Origin of the sequence: Oceaniradius stylonematis (assembly GCF_003149475.2) — a bacterium.
GTDB lineage: Bacteria > Pseudomonadota > Alphaproteobacteria > Rhizobiales > Rhizobiaceae > Roseitalea > Roseitalea stylonematis.
The window spans coordinates 494406-513384 of sequence record NZ_QFWV02000004.1 but is presented as its reverse complement, the minus strand read 5'-3'; the positions used below and the strand labels follow the sequence as shown (position 1 = coordinate 513384).

Sequence of the window (18979 nt, the reverse complement as noted above, 5' to 3'; positions counted from 1 at the left end):
AGATGTTTAGAAGAGCGAGCCTTTTGTTCGCCGGTGCCCTTGTCGGCGCGGCGACGACGCTGCTGGTCGCCGGCCAGCCGATGATGAGCGCCAACGCCGCGGGCAGCGAAACCTATCGCCAGCTTGCCATCTTCGGCGACATCTTCGAGCGGGTCCGCGCCAACTATGTCGAGGAACCGCAGGAGAAAGAGCTGATCGAGAATGCCATCAACGGCATGCTGACATCGCTCGATCCGCATTCGTCCTTCCTCAATGCCGACGATGCGGCGGACATGCGCACCCAGACGCGCGGCGAGTTCGGTGGCCTGGGCATCGAGGTCACGATGGAAGACGAACTGGTCAAGGTGATCACGCCGATGTACGGCACGCCGGCCGAGGCGGCCGGCGTTCTGGCCGGCGATTTCATTTCCGCGATCGACGGCGAGGAAGTGCGCGGGCTCACCCTTCAGGAAGCGGTCGAAAAGATGCGCGGCCCGGTCAACACGCCAATCGAGCTGACGATCCTGCGCGAAGGGGCCGACGCGCCGCTCGAGATCACCATCATTCGCGACATCATCAAACTGCAGGCGGTCAAGTTCCGCGCCGAGGGCGATGTGGGCTATATGCGGGTCATCTCCTTCACCGAACAGACCTATGACGATCTGCGCGACGGCATCGAGCAGCTTGTCGAGGAAATCGGCGAGGACGAGATGAAGGGCCTGGTTCTGGACCTGCGGCTCAACCCGGGCGGTCTTCTCGATCAGGCGATCAACATTTCCGATGCGTTTCTCGAAAAGGGCCTTATCGTGTCGACGCGGGGACGCGACGATCGCGACAGCCGGCGCTTTTCGGCGCGCGGCGGCGACCTGATCGATGGCAAGCCGATCGTCGTCCTGATCAATGGCGGCTCCGCATCGGCTTCCGAGATCGTGGCCGGCGCGCTGCAGGACCACCGCAGGGCGACCGTTGTCGGCACCCAGTCCTTCGGCAAGGGTTCGGTGCAGACCATCATCCCGCTCGGCGAAGCCGGTGCGCTGCGCCTGACGACGGCGCTCTACTACACGCCGGCCGGAACCTCCATTCAGGGCAAGGGCATCACGCCCGATATCGAGGTCGGCCAGACCCTGCCCGAGGAGCTGCAGGACCGCGAAGACGAACTGGCGCGCGGCGAATCGGACCTGCGCGGCCATATTCAGGGCGAAGAGGAAGATGAGAGCGGCTCGGGCTCGGTCGCCTATGTGCCCCAGGACGCCGAGGAGGACGACCAGTTGCAATATGCGCTGTCGCTGCTGCGCGGCGAGGAAGCCCATGCGGCGTTTCCGGCCGATCCGACGACGGCGCTGCCCAACTGACGCCGCCCGTCGGGCCGGACATTGCCAAACGGCCGGCGAACAATAGACTGGAAGGCCACCGTTCCGCGGTGGCCTTTTTGATTCGTTTCCCGTCTTCCCGCTCCGGGACCGTTCGATGACCGACCTTCACGCGCCACTCGGCCGCGACAGACCCCGACAGAAAGCAAAGGATCGCGCGTCCAGGGCACCGCGTGGCAGCCGTTTCGGCCTTGTTGCTGCCTCCCTGCTCGTCGCGCTGATGGTCGCCGGCAACATCGCCGTCATCGCCGCAACCGACAGGGCGCCGCAGACAGCCCTTGTGACCTTGCCGGGGCCGACCGCCGCCAGCGCGCCCGACACCCAGACGGTGACGGGCGCTGTGGCAATGCAGCAGACCGGACAAACGGGCAATACCGACGTGCAGATCGTCTATGGCGACGGGCAGGGCAATGACGGCACGCCCGAATTGCCGCTGCCCACCTTCGACGACGATGGCGCCAGCGTGTCGCCGGGCGGGCCGAAGATCATAACGGTGCGCGATCCGGCGGCGGCCAATGTCGGCCAACCCCGTCGCATCGCGCACCTGCCCGAAGATGCCGCGCTCGAAGACACCGACTTCGGCCCGCTGCCCGTGCGAACCGATACCGGCCGCCGGCCGATGGACATCTATGCACGGCCATGGGCCGGCGATCAGGGCAAGCGGATCGCCATCGTGATCGGCGGCCTTGGCCTGTCGCAGACGGGCAGCCATCGTGCGATCGAGAGCCTGCCGCCCGAGATCACGCTCGCCTTCGCGCCGACGGGCAATTCGCTCGGCCGCTGGATGCGCGAAGCGCGCAAGAAGGGCCATGAACTTCTCGTCCAGGTGCCGATGGAGCCGTTCGGCTATCCCGAGGTCAATCCCGGGCCGCGCACGCTGCGTCTGGCGTCATCGGCGGAAACCAACCTCGAGAACCTGCATTGGGCGCTGGGGCGGCTGACCAACTATACGGGCGTGATGAACTATATGGGCGCACGCTTTGCCGGCAGTGAGACCGCCATGGCGCCGGTGCTGGGCGACCTGTCCTACCGTGGACTGCTGTTCTTCAATGACGGAACCGCCGGCGGCGCGGAACTCGCTTCGGCCGCGGCGCGAAAAGGTGTTCCCTATCTTCAGGCCGATATCGTCATCGACGCGTCACGCAGCCGTGACGATATCGAAAAGCGGCTGAAAGCGCTCGAGGAGCTGGCCACGGCGCGCGGCTATGCCGCCGGCAGCGGCTCGGCGCTCGAACTGACCGTGTCGACGGTTGCCGACTGGGCGAACGACGCCAAGAAGCGCGGCTTCCAGATCGTCGGCGTTGCCGCTCTCGCCAACCGGAGACAGTGATTGATGGCGACCAGAACCCAACCCGTCGCGGCCGACGATCTTCCCTATCGGCCATGCGCCGGTCTGCTCGTCCTCAACCGTCAGGGCCTGGTGTGGGTCGGCCGCCGGATGAAGGAAGGCAACACCGAATATTCCGGGTCGCCGCTTCTGTGGCAGTTGCCGCAGGGCGGCATCGACAAGGGCGAGGATCCGCTGCCGGCCGCAAGGCGCGAGCTCTACGAGGAAACCGGTATGCACTCGGTCGAACTGATCGAGCGTGCACCGCGTACCATTCGCTACGACCTGCCCGCGCACATGATCGGCATCGGTCTGAAGGGCAAGTATCGCGGCCAGGAGTTGCACTGGTTCGCGTTCCGCTTCACGGGCGATGAGAGCGAAATCCGCATCAATCCCCCGCCCGACGGCCACGACCCGGAGTTCGATGCGTGGAAATGGGTGGAGATGGAAACGTTGCCCGACTCGATCGTCGACTTCAAGCGCGACGCCTATCGGCAGGTGGTCGCGATGTTCGCCCATCTGGCCGGCCAGGCCGGTTGACGGCGGTTCGGCCCAACCCATGCTTCTGGCGGCTTAGCTTGATTGTCACACGGGCGCGCTACATGATGGCGCCATGATCATCAACAAGACGGTCTTCCGCCCGTCCGCCCCCGAGGACCATATCGCCGTTCGCGCCATCCACCGCAGGGCGTTCAGCCGCGACGCGGAGGCCGATCTCGCCATCGCGCTGATCGAAGGTGAGACCGAGACGATCGATCTGGTGGCAAAGCTCGATGCGATGGTTGTCGGACACGTGGTGCTGTCCAAGCTGGACGGACCCGATGGCGCGCTCGGCCTTGGTCCTTTGGCCGTCGATCCGGAATGGCGCGATTTTCAGATCGGCACCGAACTGGTGCGCCGCGCCCTGGAAATGGCCCGGCGGGAGGGCTGGAAAAGCGCTTTCGTCCTTGGCGATCCGGTCTATTACGGCCGCTTCGGTTTCAAGCGCTCCTTGGCCGAACCGGTGACATGTGCCTTTCAGGGGCCGTATTTGCAGGCGCTTGAGCTCGCGCCGGGCGGTCTTGATGGCTATGCCGGTCCGGTCGCCTATCCCGATGCGTTCCGCGCCGTGCAGTGACACAACGAAAAAGGCGGCCCGAAGACCGCCTTTCAAAAACTCCAATTGACCGAACGGTCAGGCCGGCAAAACGGCGCCCTGAAGCGTGGTCAACTGATCGAGATAGGCCTGTGCCTTGGTCCGCGTTTCGTCATCCTTGGCATCGGACACATCTTCGCGCGCATCTTGTATGCGCTGATCGAGATCGCCGCGGTCGATATCGGCAACACGCACCGCCGATTCGGCAAGCAGCGTACAGGTCTCCGGCGTCACATCGACAAAGCCGCCAAAGACGACATATTTCTCCGTGGAACCGCCGGTCTCGGTGACCTCGGCCACGCCCGGCTGCAGCGTAGACATGGTGGGCGCGTGATTGGCCAGTACCGTGAAATAGCCGTCGGCACCCGGCACCACCACCTGGGAAACCTCGGTGGAAACCAGCAATTGCTCGGGCGAAACCAGTTCGAAATTGAAACCGTCGGCCATCTTTTACTCAATCTCTTTGGTCAGCGAGCCCAGAACGCCAAGCGCAGCGCCGATCAACGCACCGCCGAAAATGTTCATCGGCACCGGATTGTTCGGGATGATGCCGATGAATTCGTCAAGCGAGTTCGGCCCGATCAGGAATCCGATCAATGCGCCGGCAAACGTGAGCTGCGCAATCAGGTTGAAATTCATCTCTCGGCCCTCCCAGGCGCCGCCAGCATGCCGGGCGGCCCGCTATCATTGTGCCATCAAGCGGCTTCGGCCGCCAGCTTTTGCGCCTTTTCCACCGCTTCGTCGATCGTGCCTACCATGTAGAAGGCGGCTTCCGGCAGATGATCGTATTCGCCTTCGACAAGGCCCTTGAAGCCTTTGATCGTGTCGGCGAGGTCGACCAGCTTGCCCGGCGAACCGGTGAAGACTTCGGCGACGAAGAAGGGTTGCGACAGGAAGCGCTCGACCTTGCGGGCGCGAGCGACGGTCAGCTTGTCCTCTTCGGACAGTTCGTCCATGCCCAGGATCGCGATGATGTCCTGCAGCGACTTGTAACGCTGAAGCGTTTCCTGCACTGCGCGGGCCACACGATAATGCTCCTCGCCGACGATCATCGGATCAAGCATGCGCGAGGTGGAATCGAGCGGGTCCACGGCGGGGTAGATGCCCTTTTCCGAGATGGCGCGGTTGAGCACGGTCGTCGCGTCAAGGTGGGCAAACGAGGTGGCCGGCGCCGGGTCGGTCAGGTCGTCGGCCGGCACATAGATGGCCTGCACCGAGGTGATCGACCCCTTGGTCGTGGTCGTGATGCGCTCCTGGAGGGCACCCATGTCGGTGGCCAGCGTCGGCTGATAGCCCACCGCCGAGGGAATGCGGCCCAGAAGCGCCGAAACTTCCGAACCCGCCTGCGTAAAGCGGAAGATGTTGTCGACGAAGAACAGAACGTCCTGGCCCTCGTCACGGAAATATTCGGCGATCGTCAGACCGGTCAGGCCGACGCGCGCGCGCGCGCCGGGCGGTTCGTTCATCTGGCCGAAGACGAGCGCGGCCTTCGAGCCCTCGCCGCCGCCTTCCTTGTTGACGCCCGATTCGATGAATTCGTGATAAAGGTCGTTGCCCTCGCGCGTGCGTTCGCCGACACCGGCAAACACCGAATAGCCGCCATGGGCCTTTGCGACGTTGTTGATCAGTTCCTGGATCAGAACGGTCTTGCCAACGCCGGCGCCGCCGAACAGGCCGATCTTTCCGCCCTTGGCGTAAGGCGCCAGAAGATCGAGGACCTTGATGCCGGTGACGAGGATTTCGGCTTCGGTCGACTGATCGACATATTCGGGCGCCGGCTGGTGAATGCCGCGCACTTCCTCGCCCTTGACTTCGCCGGCCTCGTCGATCGGTTCGCCGACCACATTGATGATGCGGCCCAGGAGCTGCGGGCCGACCGGAACCGCGATCGGCGACCCGGTGTCGTTGACCGCCTGGCCGCGCACCAGGCCCTCGGTGGAGTCCATGGCGATGCAGCGCACAATGCTCTCGCCAAGATGCTGCGCCACTTCGAGCACCAGCCGCTGGCCCAGATTCTCCGTCTCGAGCGCGTTCAGGATCGGCGGCAACTCGCCGTCGAACTTCACGTCAACGACCGCGCCGATCACCTGTTCGATCTTGCCGGCCGCGCCCTTGGCGGCCTTCGTCTTGGCTGCTTTTGCCATCGTCTCGACCCTTCTTTCTAGAGCGCTTCGGCGCCCGAAATAATCTCAATGAGTTCCTTGGTGATCTGCGCTTGGCGCTGACGGTTGTAGCTCAGCGTCAACTTGTCGATCATCTCGCCCGCATTGCGGGTCGCATTGTCCATCGCGCTCATCCGCGCGCCCTGCTCGGAAGCCGCGTTTTCCAGAAGCGCCCGGAAAATCTGAACCGAAATGTTGCGCGGCACCAGATCGTCCAGAATCGCGCCGGCATCGGGCTCATATTCATATATGGACCCATTGTCTTCGTCGGCGGACGTCGTTTCGTCGGCCGCCGGAATCAGCTGCTGGCCGGTCGGGATCTGGCTGATCACCGACTTGAACTCCGAATAATAGAGCGTGCAGACGTCGAACGCGCCCTCTTCGAAAAGCGCGATCACCTTCTTGCCGATCGCATCGGCATCGCTGAAGGCCAGATGCTTGACCTCGCGCAGGTCGATCCGGTCGATGATAAGCGACGCGAAATCCCGCTTGAGGATATCGAAGCCCTTCTTGCCGACGCACAGGATCTTGATGTCCTTGCCCTCGCCCTGAAGCCGGCGCGCATCTTCGCGCACCTTCTTGGCGATCGACGAGTTGAAGCCGCCGCACAGACCGCGTTCTGCCGTGCAGCAGACCAGAAGGTGGGTGTCGTCCTTGCCGGTCCCGGCCATCAGGCGCGGCGCGTCATCGCCATCGACGGATGCGGCGAGATTGGCCAGAACGGCGCCCATGCGCTGCGAATAGGGACGCGCGGCCTCGGCCGCTTCCTGCGCGCGGCGCAGCTTTGCCGCGGCGACCATCTGCATCGCCTTGGTGATCTTCTGCGTCGCCTTGACGGAGGAGATCCGGTTGCGGAGATCCTTCAATGAAGGCATCGGTCAAACCCTTTGCGCACTCGGCATTGCCCGCCGGTTTACGAGAAGCTCTTGGAGAATGCGTCGATGTTCGCCTTGAGCTTTTCCTCGATCTCGTCGGTCAGCTTCTGCTCGCTGCGGATCGCATCGAGCACGGCCTTGCCCTCGCCGCGCATGTGCGTCAGCAAGCCCTCTTCAAACGCGCCGACCTTGTCGACAGGCAGTTCGTCGAGATAGCCGTTCACGCCGGCGAAGATGACCGCAACCTGTTCCTCGGTCTTCAGCGGCGAGAATTGCGGCTGCTTGAGCAGTTCGGTCAGCCGCGCGCCACGGTTGAGGAGGCGCTGCGTGGAGGCATCGAGGTCCGAGCCGAACTGCGCGAACGCGGCCATTTCGCGATACTGCGCAAGCTCGCCCTTGATCGAACCGGCGACCTGTTTCATCGCCTTGATCTGGGCCGAGGAGCCGACGCGCGAGACGGACAGGCCGACGTTCACGGCCGGCCGGATGCCCTGGAAGAACAGATCCGTCTCAAGGAAGATCTGGCCGTCGGTGATCGAGATCACGTTGGTCGGAATGAACGCGGACACGTCATTGCCCTGCGTCTCGATGACCGGCAGCGCGGTCAGCGAACCGGCGCCATTGTCCTCGTTCATCTTCGCCGCGCGCTCGAGCAGGCGGGAGTGCAAATAGAACACGTCGCCCGGGAAAGCTTCGCGGCCCGGCGGACGGCGCAGCAGCAGCGACATCTGGCGATAGGCCACCGCCTGCTTGGACAGATCGTCATAGCCGATCAGGGCATGCATGCCATTGTCGCGGAAATATTCGCCGATCGTGCATCCGGCAAACGGCGCCAGATACTGAAGCGGCGCCGGGTCGGAGGCCGTGGCGGCGACGATGATCGAATAGTCGAGGGCACCGCGCTCTTCGAGCACCTTGACGAACTGCGCAACGGTCGAACGCTTCTGGCCGACAGCGACATAGACGCAGTAGAGCTTTTCGTTTTCCGGCCCGTTGTCGTGGATCGGCTTCTGGTTGAGGAACGTGTCGAGCAGGATCGCGGTCTTGCCGGTCTGGCGGTCGCCGATGACCAGCTCGCGCTGGCCCCGGCCGACCGGGATCAGCGCATCGATGGCCTTCAGGCCGGTGGACATCGGCTCGTGCACCGATTTGCGCGGGATGATGCCCGGCGCCTTGACATCGACGCGGCTGCGCGCCTTGGCCTTGATCGGGCCCTTGCCGTCGATCGGGTTGCCGAGCGGATCGATCACACGGCCGAGCAGTTCCATGCCAACCGGCACGTCGACGATGGCGCCGGTCCGCTTGACCGTGTCGCCTTCCTTGATGTCGCGGTCATTGCCGAAGATCACGGCGCCGACATTGTCGCTTTCAAGGTTGAGCGCCATGCCGCGAATGCCGCCGGGGAATTCGACCATCTCGCCGGCCTGGACATTGTCGAGGCCGTAGATGCGGGCGATGCCGTCACCGACGGACAGAACCTGTCCGATTTCGGAAACCTCGGCCTCCTGGCCGAAATTCTTGATCTGGTCTTTGAGAATTGCGGAAATTTCCGCGGCACGGATGTCCATCAGCCGACCTCTTTGAGTGCAAGCTTGAGTGAGGAGAGTTTCGTCTTCAACGACGTGTCGATCTGGCGCGAGCCCAGCTTGACGATCAGTCCGCCCAAAATGGAAGGGTCGACGGTCACATGGAGGGTCACGTCCTTGCCGGCCACCTCTTTCAAGGCCGCCTTCAATTGTTTTTCCTGCGTCGCGTTCAGTTCGGCCGCGGTGGTGACCTCTGCCGTCACCTCGCCGCGCTCGCGCGCCGCGATATCGCGGTAGGCGGCGATCATCGCCGGCACCGCGAAAAGACGCCGGTTTCGCGCCACGACACCAAGAAAGTTCGACGCCAGATCCGGCAGGCCAGCCTTTGCGACGATGGCGTCAATCGCCGCGGCCTGCTCATCGGCCGAAAAGACCGGACTTTCGACCAGGCGCTTGAGATCTTCGCTCTCGCCGATCATCGCCTCGAACGCGCCAAGCGCCTCTTCGACCGCCTCGACGGACTTGGCTTCGGCGGCAAGCTCATACAGCGAGCGGGCATAGCGGGCAGCAACGGAGGTCGTGGAAGTTGAACTGGCCACCGCTTGATACGTCCCTGAAGTTCGGAATGTGTAATCTCGCGTTTGATTGGCGATCTAACACATTGATTTGACTTTATTTTTTATGGCCACACGAAAGCTGTTGCTGTCTCCGGCAGCCATTTCAGGGCCGTCTAGCATAGCCCCTATTGCGGTGCAAGACGGCGCACTCACCCTTTTGTCGCAGGACAAATGGCGCCGATGACCGGCGCTATCGAATGTAGCCTAGTGCAAAGGCAAGCGGCGCGGTCGCCAACGCAGCCTCGAAGACGAGCGAGCCCCAGTTGAAGCTGGTGTTGCCGCGGTCGACAACGATCGAAACCAGCCGCCCCAGCGCCGTGAATGCCCAGCCGGCACCCAGCACCATCCAGACGAAGGGCTGCTGGAACAAAATCGCCAGAATGCCGGCGCCCAGATAAAAGCCGGCCATCGTCGCCCGGCTTTCTGAAACGGCCTCGGGCACGTCCGGACGGGTCTCAAGGCGCAGGATGCGGTAGGTCGTGTGCGGCGCAAAGAAACAGATCAGTCCGAAGACGATCGTGATCAGGGCCGAGGACCAGGCCAGCCATTCGCCAAGGGTTTGCGGAGGGATGATGGAGAGCATGGAAAGCCTTTCGGGAAGACCGCGAAGATGCGGCACTGGCAAGATACGTCAAAGGAAACTCTGCGGATCGACATCGACCGCCACGCGGACCGATCCACGCGGGCTGGGTGTGGCGGCGATCAACGCCGTCAAAGGTGTTCGGACGGCGCCCCTTATCGCCCGACCCGAAGCAAACATTCGCATTGGATTATCATCGCATTGTAATTTGATACTTTGGATGAATTTACAAGAATAGAAATTTCTGTCACGACATATTCAAAACACGCAATTCTTGAAACGATAGGGGGGTTTTCATGAGAATTACAACTATTATCGGTGCAACTGTCGCAATGGCGGCCGTAACGGGCTGTACGCAAACCGCTGGCACATCTGCCGAGATTGCCTCCACTGCCGTCGATTTCCAGGTCAATTCGGTTTCCGTCTCGCCATTGACCCTCGACAATATCTGCACGCGTCTGGGCGGTCGGGGAGCGCCGCCGACACTGACGATCCGGCACTCGCCCGTTGCCGGCGTGCCGATCCGGATCAGGATGTGGGATCAGATCAGCAATGGGACGACATTTGAACATCGTCGCACCCGCGTCACGTCGGACGGGTCCGGAACCACGGTGGTCAATCACCGGTTTCTGCCACCCTGCAACACCACGGGCAACACCGTATCGAGCTATCGCTTCGATGTGACCGCGGACGGGAACACAACGACGACCGTTTGGGGCGGATACGATTCGCGAAGCCGGTCGATTCGCTAGCGGGAAACGGGGCAACTCGGGCCCTCACAGAAAACTCTGCGGATCGACATCGACCGCAACGCGGACCGAGCCGCGGGGGTTGGGCGCGGTCGCGATCATCGCCCGCAGATAGGCCTGCATGTCGGCGCGTTCCGAACCATGCACCAGCAGTCGGAACCGGTGGCGGCCGCGCACCATGGCGAGCGGCGCCTCGGCCGGACCCAAGACCGTAATGTCGCTCGATGAGGGCGCAGCGGCACGCAATGCCCGTCCGTGCGCCTCGGCGTCAGGGCGGTTGGTTGCAGACACGATTACCGCCGCCAGCCGGCCGAAGGGTGGCATGCGCCCGCGTTCACGTTCGGCCAGTTGCGCGGCATAAAACGCTTCCGCATCGCCGCTGGCGCAGGCTTTCAGAACCGCATGGTCAGGCTGGAAGGTTTGAATCAGGCCAAGGCTTTGCCGGCCGGTTCGGCCCGCGCGTCCGGTCACCTGCGACAAGAGCTGGAACGTTCGCTCTGCGGCGCGCGGATCGCCGTTTGCCAGACCCAGATCGGCATCGACCACGCCGACCAGCGTCAGAAGCGGGAAATTGTGGCCCTTGGCGACCAGTTGCGTGCCGATGATGATGTCCGCCTCGCCCTTGGCGATCGCCTCCATCTCGAGCCGCAGCCGCTTGACGCCGCCGGCCATGTCCGACGACAGGACGATCACCCGCGCATCGGGGAAATGCGTCAGCGTTTCCTCGGCGATCCGCTCGATGCCCGGCCCACAGGCCACCAGATGGTCGAACGTGCCGCATTCGGGGCAGGCTTCGGGGACGGGCTCGTGATGGCCGCAATGGTGGCACTGCAATTGGCCCCGGAACCGGTGTTCGACCAGCCAGGCCGAACAGTTCTCACAGGCAAAGCGATGTCCGCACACCCGGCACAGCGTCAAAGGTGCATAGCCGCGCCTGTTGAGGAACAGGAGCGACTGTTCCTGCTTTTCGAGCGTTTGTGCCATCGCATCGAGCAGGACCGGTGACAGGAACCCGCCCCGGGCGGGCGGGTTCTGGCGCATGTCGACAAGCGCGACGTCGGGCAGCGCCGCATCGGCGTGGCGGCGGTCAAGGCGCAAATGCCGGTAGCGGCCCTCAAGCGCATTGTGACGGGTTTCAACCGATGGTGTGGCCGAGACCAGCACCACCGGACAATCGGCCAGTTTGGCGCGTACGACAGCCATGTCGCGCGCATTGTAATAGACGCGATCCTCCTGCTTATAGGCGGCATCATGCTCTTCGTCGACGATGACGAGCCCGAGATCGGCAAACGGCAGAAACAGCGCCGAACGCGCGCCGGCGACAACCTCGACCGATCCTTCGGCAACCTGCCGCCAGACCTTCTCGCGGGTTTTCGGCGGCAGGTCGGAATGCCACGGCGCCGGCGGCGCGCCGAACCGCGCCTCGAATCGGTCGATGAAGGCCTGCGTCAGCGCGATCTCCGGCAGCATCACCAGAACCTGCCGGCCTGCGCTGACGGCCGCCGCAATCGCCTCGAAATAGACCTCGGTCTTGCCCGCGCCCGTCACCCCTTCCAGCAGCGTTGCGGCGAACCGGTCCGCCTGAATGTCGCCCGTCAACGCCTCGGCCGCGCGCGCCTGACTGTCATGAAGGTCCGGCGGGCCATGATTTGGATCGGGCGGTGCCACGATCGCTGTGGGCGGCAGGGTCACGGCCTCGAACGTGCCGGCCGCAGCCAGCCCGTCCACCACCGAAAGCGAGACACCGGCCGCATGGGCAAGGCCCGAACGGGTCCACGCCATGGGGCTGCTTTCGGCAGCCAGCGCCACCACGCGCTCACGCGCCGATGTCATCCGCTGCGGGCGTTCATCGGTCAGCGCGAGGCCCGCGACCGGCGCTTCCGGCTCGAACGCCGCAGGGGCGCGCAGCACCATGCGCGCCACCATGCCCGGCGCCGAAAGCGTGTAGCGCGACACCCACGCAATGAAACGGCGCATGTCCGGCGTCAGCGTCGGACAATCGAAAACCGTCGTGACCGGGCGCAGCTTGGCGGGATCGATGTCGTTGCCGTTATCCCCGGCCTCCCAGACGATTCCGGCCACCTGGCGCGGTCCGAGCGGCACCTGGACGATCGCGCCCGGGTCCGCCGAAACGCCGTCCGGCAGCGCATATGTGTAAGGCACCGGCGACGGCGTCGGCACCAGAACCGACACGGTCCGCGGCACATTTTTCGAATCGTCGGACATCACCCGTGACCTTGACGCCGGATTGTTCTAAACGAAACCCGAAAGGGCGGCGCGGCCGCATAACACGAACGCGGGAAGAGGAATCATGAAGTTCTTTGTCGATACGGCGGACGTTGGCGAAATCCGGGAGCTTAACGATATCGGACTGCTGGACGGGGTGACAACCAACCCCTCGCTGATCCTGAAATCGGGGCGCGACATCGCCGAGGTCACCAAGGAAATCTGCGACATCGTCGACGGCCCGGTGTCGGCCGAAGTCGCCGCGACCGATTTCGACGGCATGATGAAAGAGGCCGACATTCTCGGCAAGATCGCCGACAATGTGTGCATCAAGCTGCCGCTGACCATGGACGGGCTGAAAGCCTGCCGGGCGATCACGCAGGGCGGCCAGCAGGTCAATGTCACTCTGTGCTTTTCTGCCAATCAGGCGCTTCTGGCCGCCAAGGCGGGCGCGACGTTCATCTCGCCCTTCATCGGCCGCCTGGACGACATGGCCATCGACGGCATGGAGCTGATCGAGGAAATCCGCACCATCTACGATAATTACGAATTCGACACCGAAATCCTTGCCGCCTCGATCCGCACGGTCAATCACGTCAAGGAAGCGGCCTTGCTCGGCGCCGATGTGGCGACGGTCCCGCCGGCGACACTCAAGGCGCTCGTCAAGCATCCGCTGACCGACAAGGGGCTCGACGCATTTCTCGCCGACTGGGCCAAGACCGGACAGAAGATCGCCTGACCTGCGGACAGGCCGGCGCCGTTTTTCAACGCGGCCTGCCGGCCAACGCGACCCGCGAAAGCGACGCGTTCAGGCTGAGAAAACGGCACCGGGATCGTCTTTGAGCGTGTGCTCGCAATGATCCTGCAGCTGGACCGTCAGGTCCTGTACGTCGCCGTTGAGCGTCTCCGGCTGAATCGGCGCGCCGAGCGTCATCGAGAAGGTCTTGCCGGTCTTGTTGAGCAGCTCATGAAAGACCGTCATGTCGCGCAATTCCGGGTTGCGGTGCGCCAAAAGGTAGAACAGCCACGAATTGCGCGCTTCCATGTGCATCGGCACGATCGGCACGTGATAGCGTTTGGCCATCTGGATCCCGGTGGCCATCCATGGCCGCTCCCGCAGCGCGCCGTGCGACCAGTAGGCGATGCGCCCGGACGGGAACAGGACGATGGCCCGGCCATCCTTGAAGGCGCCATTGGTCTGCACCAACGTTTCGCGGCTCTTGGCGTGCGACTTCTGGTCGGCGCGCCATTCGACCGGAATGATGATCTCGGCCAGCCGCTGGTTGACGCGGATCGCGTCGCGGTTGGCAAAGAACATGAAGTCGGGACGAATGTTCTTGAGCATGTCGTAGACGGCCACGCCATCGGCGATGCCCGTCGGGTGGTTCGAAACCAGAATGAACGCGCCTTCCGACGGCAGATGACCGCTGCCCTGAACGCGCACATCGAGCTTCAGAAGATCGCTGATATGGCCGAAGCAATCCAGCCCGCTCATCGAAGCCACGGCATCGGCCATGCGCACGGCTTCGTCGTAGTGCAGAACCTTGTAGAGCGCCGGGCGAAGCACCGGCCACAGGGGACTCTTGACCAGCGTCTGTCCGCGTTCGGCGATGAGCTGGTCGACGATATGCGGGTCTGCATCGGCGGCAGTGCCGGCCCTGCGGCCGTTGATCACGCCCGCAAAGGTTGAAGTCGCGCTCTGGATTTCCATGGCCATGATGTCCGGTCGCAGTTCACCGTCCCTTGCCGATTTCTGTATCGTTATTATGACACAGGAGGCAATGGCTGGAAAATGCCGACCGGCACATTTGGCGCGTGAACGTCAAAAAATGCCGCCGTGGCAAAGATTTGGCGGCGTTCGCGCGAGTCAGGTCGCGGGCTTGTCGACGCCCCGATAGGCCTCGGCGCCCCAGATTTGCCTGACGCGCGCGTCGCGGCCGCAGCCCTTTCGATAGCCCTTGTAAGCCTCGGCACGGGTGACATAGCCGAACCGCGTCAACTGGCGTTCCTGGCTCAGATAATAATCCTGGTGATAGTCCTCGGCCCGCCAGAATGTCACCGGCCCCTCGACGGGGATGACCACCTCTTGTCCAAGAGCCTGCGAGGCTGCATTGACCGCCTCGAGCGCCGCCATCTTCTCGGCATCAGTGGCCGCGTGGATCGCCGTTTCGTAAGAGCGTCCGCGATCGCAGAACTGACCGCCCGCATCCAGCGGATCGACGGTGCGCAGGAAAATCTCGATCAGCGTCTTGTAGTCGGTCACCGACGAATCATAGTCGATCTTGACAACCTCGCGGTGCCGGCCGTGGTTCCGGTATGTCGGGTTCTGCATCTCGCCGCCCGCATAGCCCGATGTGGTGCCGACGACACCGGCCACGTGATCGAAATCGCTCTCGACACACCAGAAGCACCCGCCGGCGACGATCAGCGACCGGGTTTCGGCCTGGGCCGCGCCCGTCATGGCGCCGATGGCCAAGGCGGCGGCAAGGAAGGTGGCGTGGATGACTTTTTTCGGCATGTCCGGGCTCCTGCGATCTCTGCCCTCGACATACGCCCTCCCACGGCCAAGGCAATTCAAGCCGGAACACTTCTGTGTGAGTTGCGGCAACCGCCCGCCGCTTGCCAAATGGCGCCCTCGTGCCTAAGCAGGCCGCGCGGTCCAACCACCGGCGGCACGACTGTCTTGATAGCCCGATTGAAATCCGCCTTTCGCGAACGACACTCGATCTGGCGTGACGGCTGGACCGCCGATCTGTCGAAGCCCGCCAACCGGCGCTGGGCCCATCTGGACATGATGGTGTTCGATCACGGCTTCCTGCGGCTTTGGTGGCGTAATCTGCACGAAATCGCTCCGGGCGTCTGGCGCTCGAACCAGCCATCGCCGGCCCAGATCGCCGATCTCGAACGCCGCGGCATCCGGACGATCATCAATCTGCGCGGTCCGTCGCGCTGGGGGTCCTACTTTCTCGAACGGGAAGAATGCGCCCGCGCCGGCATCGAGATGATCGACACACGGCTCTATTCGCGCATGCCGCCGACGATCGAAGAGGTCGAAGCGCTTTTTGCGATCTTCGAGCGCGCCGAAAAACCGCTTCTGATGCACTGCAAGTCCGGGGCCGACCGCGCCGGGCTCGGGGCTGCGCTCTACATGCTCTGGTCCGGCCGCCCGCCTGAGGACGCTTTGGCCCAATTGTCGTTCCGCTACCTGCATCTCAAGCACGCCAAGACCGGCATGCTCGACGCGTTCATCGAAGCCTACAGGGACGCCCATCGCGAACGCGGCATCGCCTTTCGCGACTGGCTGCATACAGACTATGACAAGCAGGCGATGATGGACGCCTATCAGGCCAGCCGGGCGGGGAACTTCCTGGTCGACCGGATCCTGCGTCGGGAATAGCGGCGTCCGACCGCCTTGACGCCGGTCAACGCTCGATTGTGCCCGCTGTGCTAGGCGCGGGATGCGAACGGACGGAGGCGGGCGCCCATGAAGATCACCCGTTGGGTTTTTGCGGCTCTGCTTGCCGTTGCCGTGATCGGCGCCGGCACATTGTATGCCCGATATCAGGCCGCCCTGATCGAGGCGCAGCAGCGGCTCGCCGCCTTTGCCGTCGAGCAGGTCCAAACGCGCAGCGGACCACTCGCCTATGCGGAGGCCGGCGACGGTCCGCCCGTCCTGATGATCCATGGTTCGGGCGGCGGCTACGATCAGGGATTGTCCATGGCCGGGCCGCTCGCCGAGCGCGGTTACAAGATCATATCGCCGTCGCGCTTCGGCTATCCCGGGTCGCCCGCGCCGGAGGACCGGTCCGCCAATGCGCAGGCCGACGTTTTCGTCGATCTTCTCGATGCGCTGGGTCTCGACCAGGTCGCCGTCATTGGCGGATCGGCTGGCGCGCGCTCCGCACTGGCCTTCGCGATCCGCCATCCCGAGCGCTGCGCCGCACTCATCCTGATCGTACCCGCCCTCGACGTTCCCGGTTTGCCGCCGGTCGAACCTTGGTCGCCATTGCAGGAGCGCCTCGTCAAGGCGGCGCTCCGTTCCGACTTTCTGTTCTGGCTGGCGATCGAATTCATGCCGGACCGGATGACCCGCCTGGTCCTGGCGACCGACCCGGCGCTGGTTGCGGCCGCCGGGCCGGCCGAGCAGGCCCGCGTGGCGCGCATAAGGCGCAGCATCCTGCCGGTAAGCGCACGCGCCGAAGGGCTGTGGGCGGACACGGTCGGCGGCTATGGCGATCTCGACGTCCGCCGCATTGCCGTTCCGACGCTGGCGATCTCGGCGGAGGATGATTTCTTCGACACCGCCACGAGCGCGCGGCACATCGCAGCGATGGTCGACGGCGCCGAACTGATCGTCTATCCCGATGGCGGACACATCTGGATCGGCCGCGGCAAGGAGATGTTCGATACGATCGCCGCCTTCATTGACCGCATCGCCGGCAACCCGACAAACGGCCAATAGGCGGAGGGCGGGATCGAAACGGTCAGGCTGCCTTTGTCAGATCCTCGGCCAGCATCAGCGCGTTGCCGTCCGGGTCGTAAAAAGTTGCGGTACGAACCATCCCGTCAATCTCGATCGTCTCACCGTCAAAGGCCACGCCGGCCGCTTCAAGGTTCCGGCGTGCGGTTTGGATGTCGGCGACGCCGAACACCGGGACCGAATTGCCCGGCGCCGGTTCGGCCTGCTCACCTAGGCCGAGCGTGACGCCCTTCGAGAACGTCGTCAGCTCGCTCCAGCCCACATCGTCGGCATGGTAGAGCGGCTCGAACCCCAGCATCTCGCCATACCATTTGGCGCTGGCATGTCGGTCGCGCACGGAGATCGCGATGGTGATTGTTTCGTCCAGCGTCACGACCGGCATGGCGTCTTCCTTTGTTTTAAAATTATGCTAAGTATATTTTATGGACATCGAGACGCTTGTCAACATCACCTGCAAGGCTTGGTCCCTCGCCATCCTTGCCGCCCTGCACGAGGGTGTTCCGGGCCGCCAGGCACAACTTCTGACGGCGACCGGCGCCGGCCGCACAGCCTTTGCGCAGAGCGTGACGCACCTGGTTGATCTCGGCCTTGTCGAGCGCAATCCCGGGCACGGCCATCCGCTCCGACCCGAGTTCCGCCTGACCGGGGCTGGTCAGGATATTGCCGCCATTGCCCATGCGCTCACCGAGGCCGCAGCGGCATCACAGCACCGGGACCTTTTGCGCCGGGCCTGGACCGTTCCTGTCCTGGCGCTCCTTCAGGCGCCGCGGACGTTCAATGAGATCGGCCGATCGTTGGGTTCCATCACCAATAGGGCCCTGTCGCAGGCGCTGAAGTCACTGGAAGCGTGCGGCTGGGTCACCCGAACCGTGGACGAGGATGCCCGGCCGCCCCGCGCGTTCTACCGCGCCACGGCAACCGGCGCTGCCATCGCCCGTGCGGCCGGTTTAGGTCGTCGAGAAGAGCCTGCCCTGGCCGACGAAACGGCTTGATGAGGAGCCTCGACAGCTAGACGCGCCGCTCGACCATCATCTGCTTGATCTCGGCGATCGCCTTGGCAGGGTTGAGCCCCTTCGGGCAGGCCTGGGTGCAGTTCATGATGGTGTGGCACCGATAAAGCCGGAACGGGTCTTCCAGATGGTCAAGACGCTCGCCGGTGGCCTCGTCGCGGCTGTCGATCAGCCAGCGATAGGCCTGCAGCAAAACGGCCGGACCCAGATAGCGATCACCGTTCCACCAATAGGACGGGCACGAGGTCGAGCAGCAGGCGCACAGGATGCACTCGTAGAGCCCGTCCAGCCTGGCGCGGTCCTCATGGCTCTGCTTCCATTCCTTTTCGGGCGCCGGCGTCGTCGTCTTCAGCCAGGGCTCGATCGACCGGTGCTGGGCGTAGAAATTGGTCAGGTCCGGCACCAGATCCTTGACCACCGGCAAATGCGGCAGCGGATAGACCTTCACCGGCCCTTCCACCTCGTCCATGCCCTTGGTGCAGGCCAGCGTGTTCGTGCCGTCAATGTTCATCGCGCAGGAGCCGCAAATCCCCTCGCGGCACGACCGGCGCAGCGTCAGTGTGGGGTCGACACTGTTCTTGATCCACAAAAGGCCGTCGAGCACCATCGGCCCGCAATCGTCGAGATCCACGTAATAGGTGTCGAGCCGCGGGTTCTGGTCGTCGTCCGGGCTCCAGCGATAGATGCGGAACTCTTTGAGATTGTTGGCCCCTTCCGGGCGGGCCCAGGACCGGCCGGGTTCAATCTGGGAGTTCTTGGGTAGGGCGAGTTCGACCATCTGCCTTGTCTCTTTTCTGCAACCGGCGCTGACCACGTATCGCGTGGGCCGCTCACCGGAGGTGATAGTGAAGCGGCACGGCCCGATCAAGTTGGACCAAAGTGCGCATGTTATCGATGTTGCGCTGCAATGTTGCAACTGCGCAAATGGTCCGGTGCCTTGGCC

The 18979-nt window shown here is 63.8% G+C and carries 21 protein-coding genes; 9 read left to right on the top strand and 12 right to left on the bottom strand.

What is annotated here, in order from left to right; all coding sequences use genetic code 11:
• The first annotated feature begins 2 nt into the window (after window positions 1-2).
• The 4 genes from DEM25_RS06150 to DEM25_RS06135 all read left to right on the top strand — a co-directional run bounded on the left by DEM25_RS06150 (window position 3) and on the right by DEM25_RS06135 (window position 3793).
• Window positions 3-1331, top strand: coding sequence for a S41 family peptidase (locus DEM25_RS06150; RefSeq protein WP_120222687.1), 1329 nt, complete (start codon window positions 3-5; stop codon window positions 1329-1331).
• Between the two features lie 115 nt (window positions 1332-1446).
• Window positions 1447-2679, top strand: a complete 1233-nt coding sequence (locus tag DEM25_RS06145) for a divergent polysaccharide deacetylase family protein (protein ID WP_109768917.1) — start codon at window positions 1447-1449, stop codon at window positions 2677-2679.
• A 3-nt stretch (window positions 2680-2682) separates the two neighbouring features.
• Window positions 2683-3216: an RNA pyrophosphohydrolase gene (locus DEM25_RS06140; RefSeq protein ID WP_109768965.1), complete on the top strand. Its 534-nt coding sequence runs from the start codon at window positions 2683-2685 to the stop codon at window positions 3214-3216.
• A gap of 73 nt (window positions 3217-3289) precedes the next feature.
• Window positions 3290-3793 (top strand): GNAT family N-acetyltransferase, encoded by a 504-nt coding sequence (locus DEM25_RS06135; RefSeq protein WP_109768918.1) that lies wholly within the window; start codon window positions 3290-3292, stop codon window positions 3791-3793.
• Between the two features lie 57 nt (window positions 3794-3850).
• Here the strand turns inward: DEM25_RS06135 and DEM25_RS06130 are convergent, their stop codons facing one another.
• The 7 genes from DEM25_RS06130 to DEM25_RS06100 form a co-directional block, all read right to left on the bottom strand.
• Complete coding sequence (locus DEM25_RS06130) at window positions 3851-4258, bottom strand: F0F1 ATP synthase subunit epsilon (RefSeq protein ID WP_109768919.1); 408 nt, start codon at window positions 4256-4258, stop codon at window positions 3851-3853.
• Between the two features lie 3 nt (window positions 4259-4261).
• A complete protein-coding gene (locus DEM25_RS06125) occupies window positions 4262-4450 on the bottom strand; it encodes a hypothetical protein (RefSeq protein ID WP_109768920.1) in 189 nt (62 codons plus the stop codon).
• 56 nt (window positions 4451-4506) lie between these two features.
• Window positions 4507-5955, bottom strand: a complete 1449-nt coding sequence (gene atpD / locus DEM25_RS06120; protein WP_109768921.1) for a F0F1 ATP synthase subunit beta — start codon at window positions 5953-5955, stop codon at window positions 4507-4509.
• Window positions 5956-5972: 17 nt separating this feature from the next.
• The gene (locus tag DEM25_RS06115) at window positions 5973-6848 is read right to left on the bottom strand and encodes a F0F1 ATP synthase subunit gamma (protein ID WP_109768922.1); all 876 of its coding nucleotides are present in this window, start codon (window positions 6846-6848) and stop codon (window positions 5973-5975) included.
• A gap of 38 nt (window positions 6849-6886) precedes the next feature.
• Window positions 6887-8416 carry a F0F1 ATP synthase subunit alpha gene (gene atpA / locus DEM25_RS06110; RefSeq protein WP_109768923.1) on the bottom strand — a complete coding sequence of 510 codons (1530 nt, stop codon included), beginning with the start codon at window positions 8414-8416 and terminating at the stop codon, window positions 6887-6889.
• Window positions 8416-8973, bottom strand: a complete 558-nt coding sequence (locus DEM25_RS06105; protein WP_109768924.1) for a F0F1 ATP synthase subunit delta — start codon at window positions 8971-8973, stop codon at window positions 8416-8418. The genes atpA and DEM25_RS06105 overlap by 1 nt, the downstream gene beginning before the upstream one ends.
• A gap of 208 nt (window positions 8974-9181) precedes the next feature.
• On the bottom strand, window positions 9182-9574 hold the full coding sequence (locus DEM25_RS06100; RefSeq protein WP_109768966.1) for an AGROH133_08824 family phage infection protein: 393 nt from the start codon (window positions 9572-9574) through the stop codon (window positions 9182-9184).
• A gap of 293 nt (window positions 9575-9867) precedes the next feature.
• Between DEM25_RS06100 and DEM25_RS06095 the strand changes: the two genes are divergently transcribed.
• A complete protein-coding gene (locus tag DEM25_RS06095) occupies window positions 9868-10323 on the top strand; it encodes a hypothetical protein (protein WP_158585180.1) in 456 nt (151 codons plus the stop codon).
• Window positions 10324-10347: 24 nt separating this feature from the next.
• Here DEM25_RS06095 and DEM25_RS06090 read toward each other — a convergent pair whose 3' ends face one another.
• Window positions 10348-12546: a primosomal protein N' gene (locus DEM25_RS06090; RefSeq protein WP_109768926.1), complete on the bottom strand. Its 2199-nt coding sequence runs from the start codon at window positions 12544-12546 to the stop codon at window positions 10348-10350.
• An 85-nt stretch (window positions 12547-12631) separates the two neighbouring features.
• Here DEM25_RS06090 and fsa point away from each other — a divergent pair, with 85 nt between their 5' ends.
• Window positions 12632-13285 carry a fructose-6-phosphate aldolase gene (fsa, locus tag DEM25_RS06085; RefSeq protein WP_109768927.1) on the top strand — a complete coding sequence of 218 codons (654 nt, stop codon included), beginning with the start codon at window positions 12632-12634 and terminating at the stop codon, window positions 13283-13285.
• 69 nt (window positions 13286-13354) lie between these two features.
• Here the strand turns inward: fsa and DEM25_RS06080 are convergent, their stop codons facing one another.
• Both DEM25_RS06080 and msrA read right to left on the bottom strand, forming a co-directional pair.
• Entirely contained in the window at window positions 13355-14257 is a 903-nt protein-coding gene (locus DEM25_RS06080) for a 1-acyl-sn-glycerol-3-phosphate acyltransferase (protein WP_109768967.1), read from the bottom strand.
• A gap of 156 nt (window positions 14258-14413) precedes the next feature.
• Window positions 14414-15064, bottom strand: coding sequence for a peptide-methionine (S)-S-oxide reductase MsrA (gene msrA, locus DEM25_RS06075; protein WP_109768928.1), 651 nt, complete (start codon window positions 15062-15064; stop codon window positions 14414-14416).
• A 177-nt stretch (window positions 15065-15241) separates the two neighbouring features.
• On the opposite strand from msrA, the gene DEM25_RS06070 reads away from it, so the two are divergent.
• On the top strand, window positions 15242-15943 hold the full coding sequence (locus tag DEM25_RS06070) for a fused DSP-PTPase phosphatase/NAD kinase-like protein (protein ID WP_158585179.1): 702 nt from the start codon (window positions 15242-15244) through the stop codon (window positions 15941-15943).
• An 87-nt stretch (window positions 15944-16030) separates the two neighbouring features.
• Window positions 16031-17008 carry an alpha/beta fold hydrolase gene (locus tag DEM25_RS06065; protein ID WP_109768930.1) on the top strand — a complete coding sequence of 326 codons (978 nt, stop codon included), beginning with the start codon at window positions 16031-16033 and terminating at the stop codon, window positions 17006-17008.
• Window positions 17009-17030: 22 nt separating this feature from the next.
• Here the strand turns inward: DEM25_RS06065 and DEM25_RS06060 are convergent, their stop codons facing one another.
• Window positions 17031-17408, bottom strand: a complete 378-nt coding sequence (locus DEM25_RS06060) for a VOC family protein (RefSeq protein WP_109768931.1) — start codon at window positions 17406-17408, stop codon at window positions 17031-17033.
• Window positions 17409-17448: 40 nt separating this feature from the next.
• On the opposite strand from DEM25_RS06060, the gene DEM25_RS06055 reads away from it, so the two are divergent.
• The gene (locus DEM25_RS06055; protein WP_109768932.1) at window positions 17449-18018 is read left to right on the top strand and encodes a winged helix-turn-helix transcriptional regulator; all 570 of its coding nucleotides are present in this window, start codon (window positions 17449-17451) and stop codon (window positions 18016-18018) included.
• A gap of 16 nt (window positions 18019-18034) precedes the next feature.
• Here the strand turns inward: DEM25_RS06055 and DEM25_RS06050 are convergent, their stop codons facing one another.
• Window positions 18035-18814, bottom strand: coding sequence for a succinate dehydrogenase iron-sulfur subunit (locus tag DEM25_RS06050; RefSeq protein ID WP_109768933.1), 780 nt, complete (start codon window positions 18812-18814; stop codon window positions 18035-18037).
• Between the last annotated feature and the right edge of the window lie 165 nt (window positions 18815-18979).

Excerpts from the sequence above, each read along its gene's own strand:
- DEM25_RS06150 (WP_120222687.1), top strand. The coding sequence starts at position 3 with ATGTTTAGAAGAGCGAGCCTTTTGTTCGCCGGTGCCCTTGTCGGCGCG.
- DEM25_RS06145 (WP_109768917.1), top strand. The coding sequence starts at position 1,447 with ATGACCGACCTTCACGCGCCACTCGGCCGCGACAGACCCCGACAGAAA.
- DEM25_RS06140 (WP_109768965.1), top strand. The coding sequence starts at position 2,683 with ATGGCGACCAGAACCCAACCCGTCGCGGCCGACGATCTTCCCTATCGG.
- DEM25_RS06135 (WP_109768918.1), top strand. The coding sequence starts at position 3,290 with ATGATCATCAACAAGACGGTCTTCCGCCCGTCCGCCCCCGAGGACCAT.
- DEM25_RS06130 (WP_109768919.1), bottom strand. The coding sequence starts at position 4,258 with ATGGCCGACGGTTTCAATTTCGAACTGGTTTCGCCCGAGCAATTGCTG.
- DEM25_RS06125 (WP_109768920.1), bottom strand. The coding sequence starts at position 4,450 with ATGAATTTCAACCTGATTGCGCAGCTCACGTTTGCCGGCGCATTGATC.
- atpD (WP_109768921.1), bottom strand. The coding sequence starts at position 5,955 with ATGGCAAAAGCAGCCAAGACGAAGGCCGCCAAGGGCGCGGCCGGCAAG.
- DEM25_RS06115 (WP_109768922.1), bottom strand. The coding sequence starts at position 6,848 with ATGCCTTCATTGAAGGATCTCCGCAACCGGATCTCCTCCGTCAAGGCG.
- atpA (WP_109768923.1), bottom strand. The coding sequence starts at position 8,416 with ATGGACATCCGTGCCGCGGAAATTTCCGCAATTCTCAAAGACCAGATC.
- DEM25_RS06100 (WP_109768966.1), bottom strand. The coding sequence starts at position 9,574 with ATGCTCTCCATCATCCCTCCGCAAACCCTTGGCGAATGGCTGGCCTGG.
- DEM25_RS06095 (WP_158585180.1), top strand. The coding sequence starts at position 9,868 with ATGAGAATTACAACTATTATCGGTGCAACTGTCGCAATGGCGGCCGTA.
- DEM25_RS06090 (WP_109768926.1), bottom strand. The coding sequence starts at position 12,546 with ATGTCCGACGATTCGAAAAATGTGCCGCGGACCGTGTCGGTTCTGGTG.
- fsa (WP_109768927.1), top strand. The coding sequence starts at position 12,632 with ATGAAGTTCTTTGTCGATACGGCGGACGTTGGCGAAATCCGGGAGCTT.
- DEM25_RS06080 (WP_109768967.1), bottom strand. The coding sequence starts at position 14,257 with ATGGAAATCCAGAGCGCGACTTCAACCTTTGCGGGCGTGATCAACGGC.
- msrA (WP_109768928.1), bottom strand. The coding sequence starts at position 15,064 with ATGCCGAAAAAAGTCATCCACGCCACCTTCCTTGCCGCCGCCTTGGCC.
- DEM25_RS06065 (WP_109768930.1), top strand. The coding sequence starts at position 16,031 with ATGAAGATCACCCGTTGGGTTTTTGCGGCTCTGCTTGCCGTTGCCGTG.
- DEM25_RS06060 (WP_109768931.1), bottom strand. The coding sequence starts at position 17,408 with ATGCCGGTCGTGACGCTGGACGAAACAATCACCATCGCGATCTCCGTG.
- DEM25_RS06055 (WP_109768932.1), top strand. The coding sequence starts at position 17,449 with ATGGACATCGAGACGCTTGTCAACATCACCTGCAAGGCTTGGTCCCTC.
- DEM25_RS06050 (WP_109768933.1), bottom strand. The coding sequence starts at position 18,814 with ATGGTCGAACTCGCCCTACCCAAGAACTCCCAGATTGAACCCGGCCGG.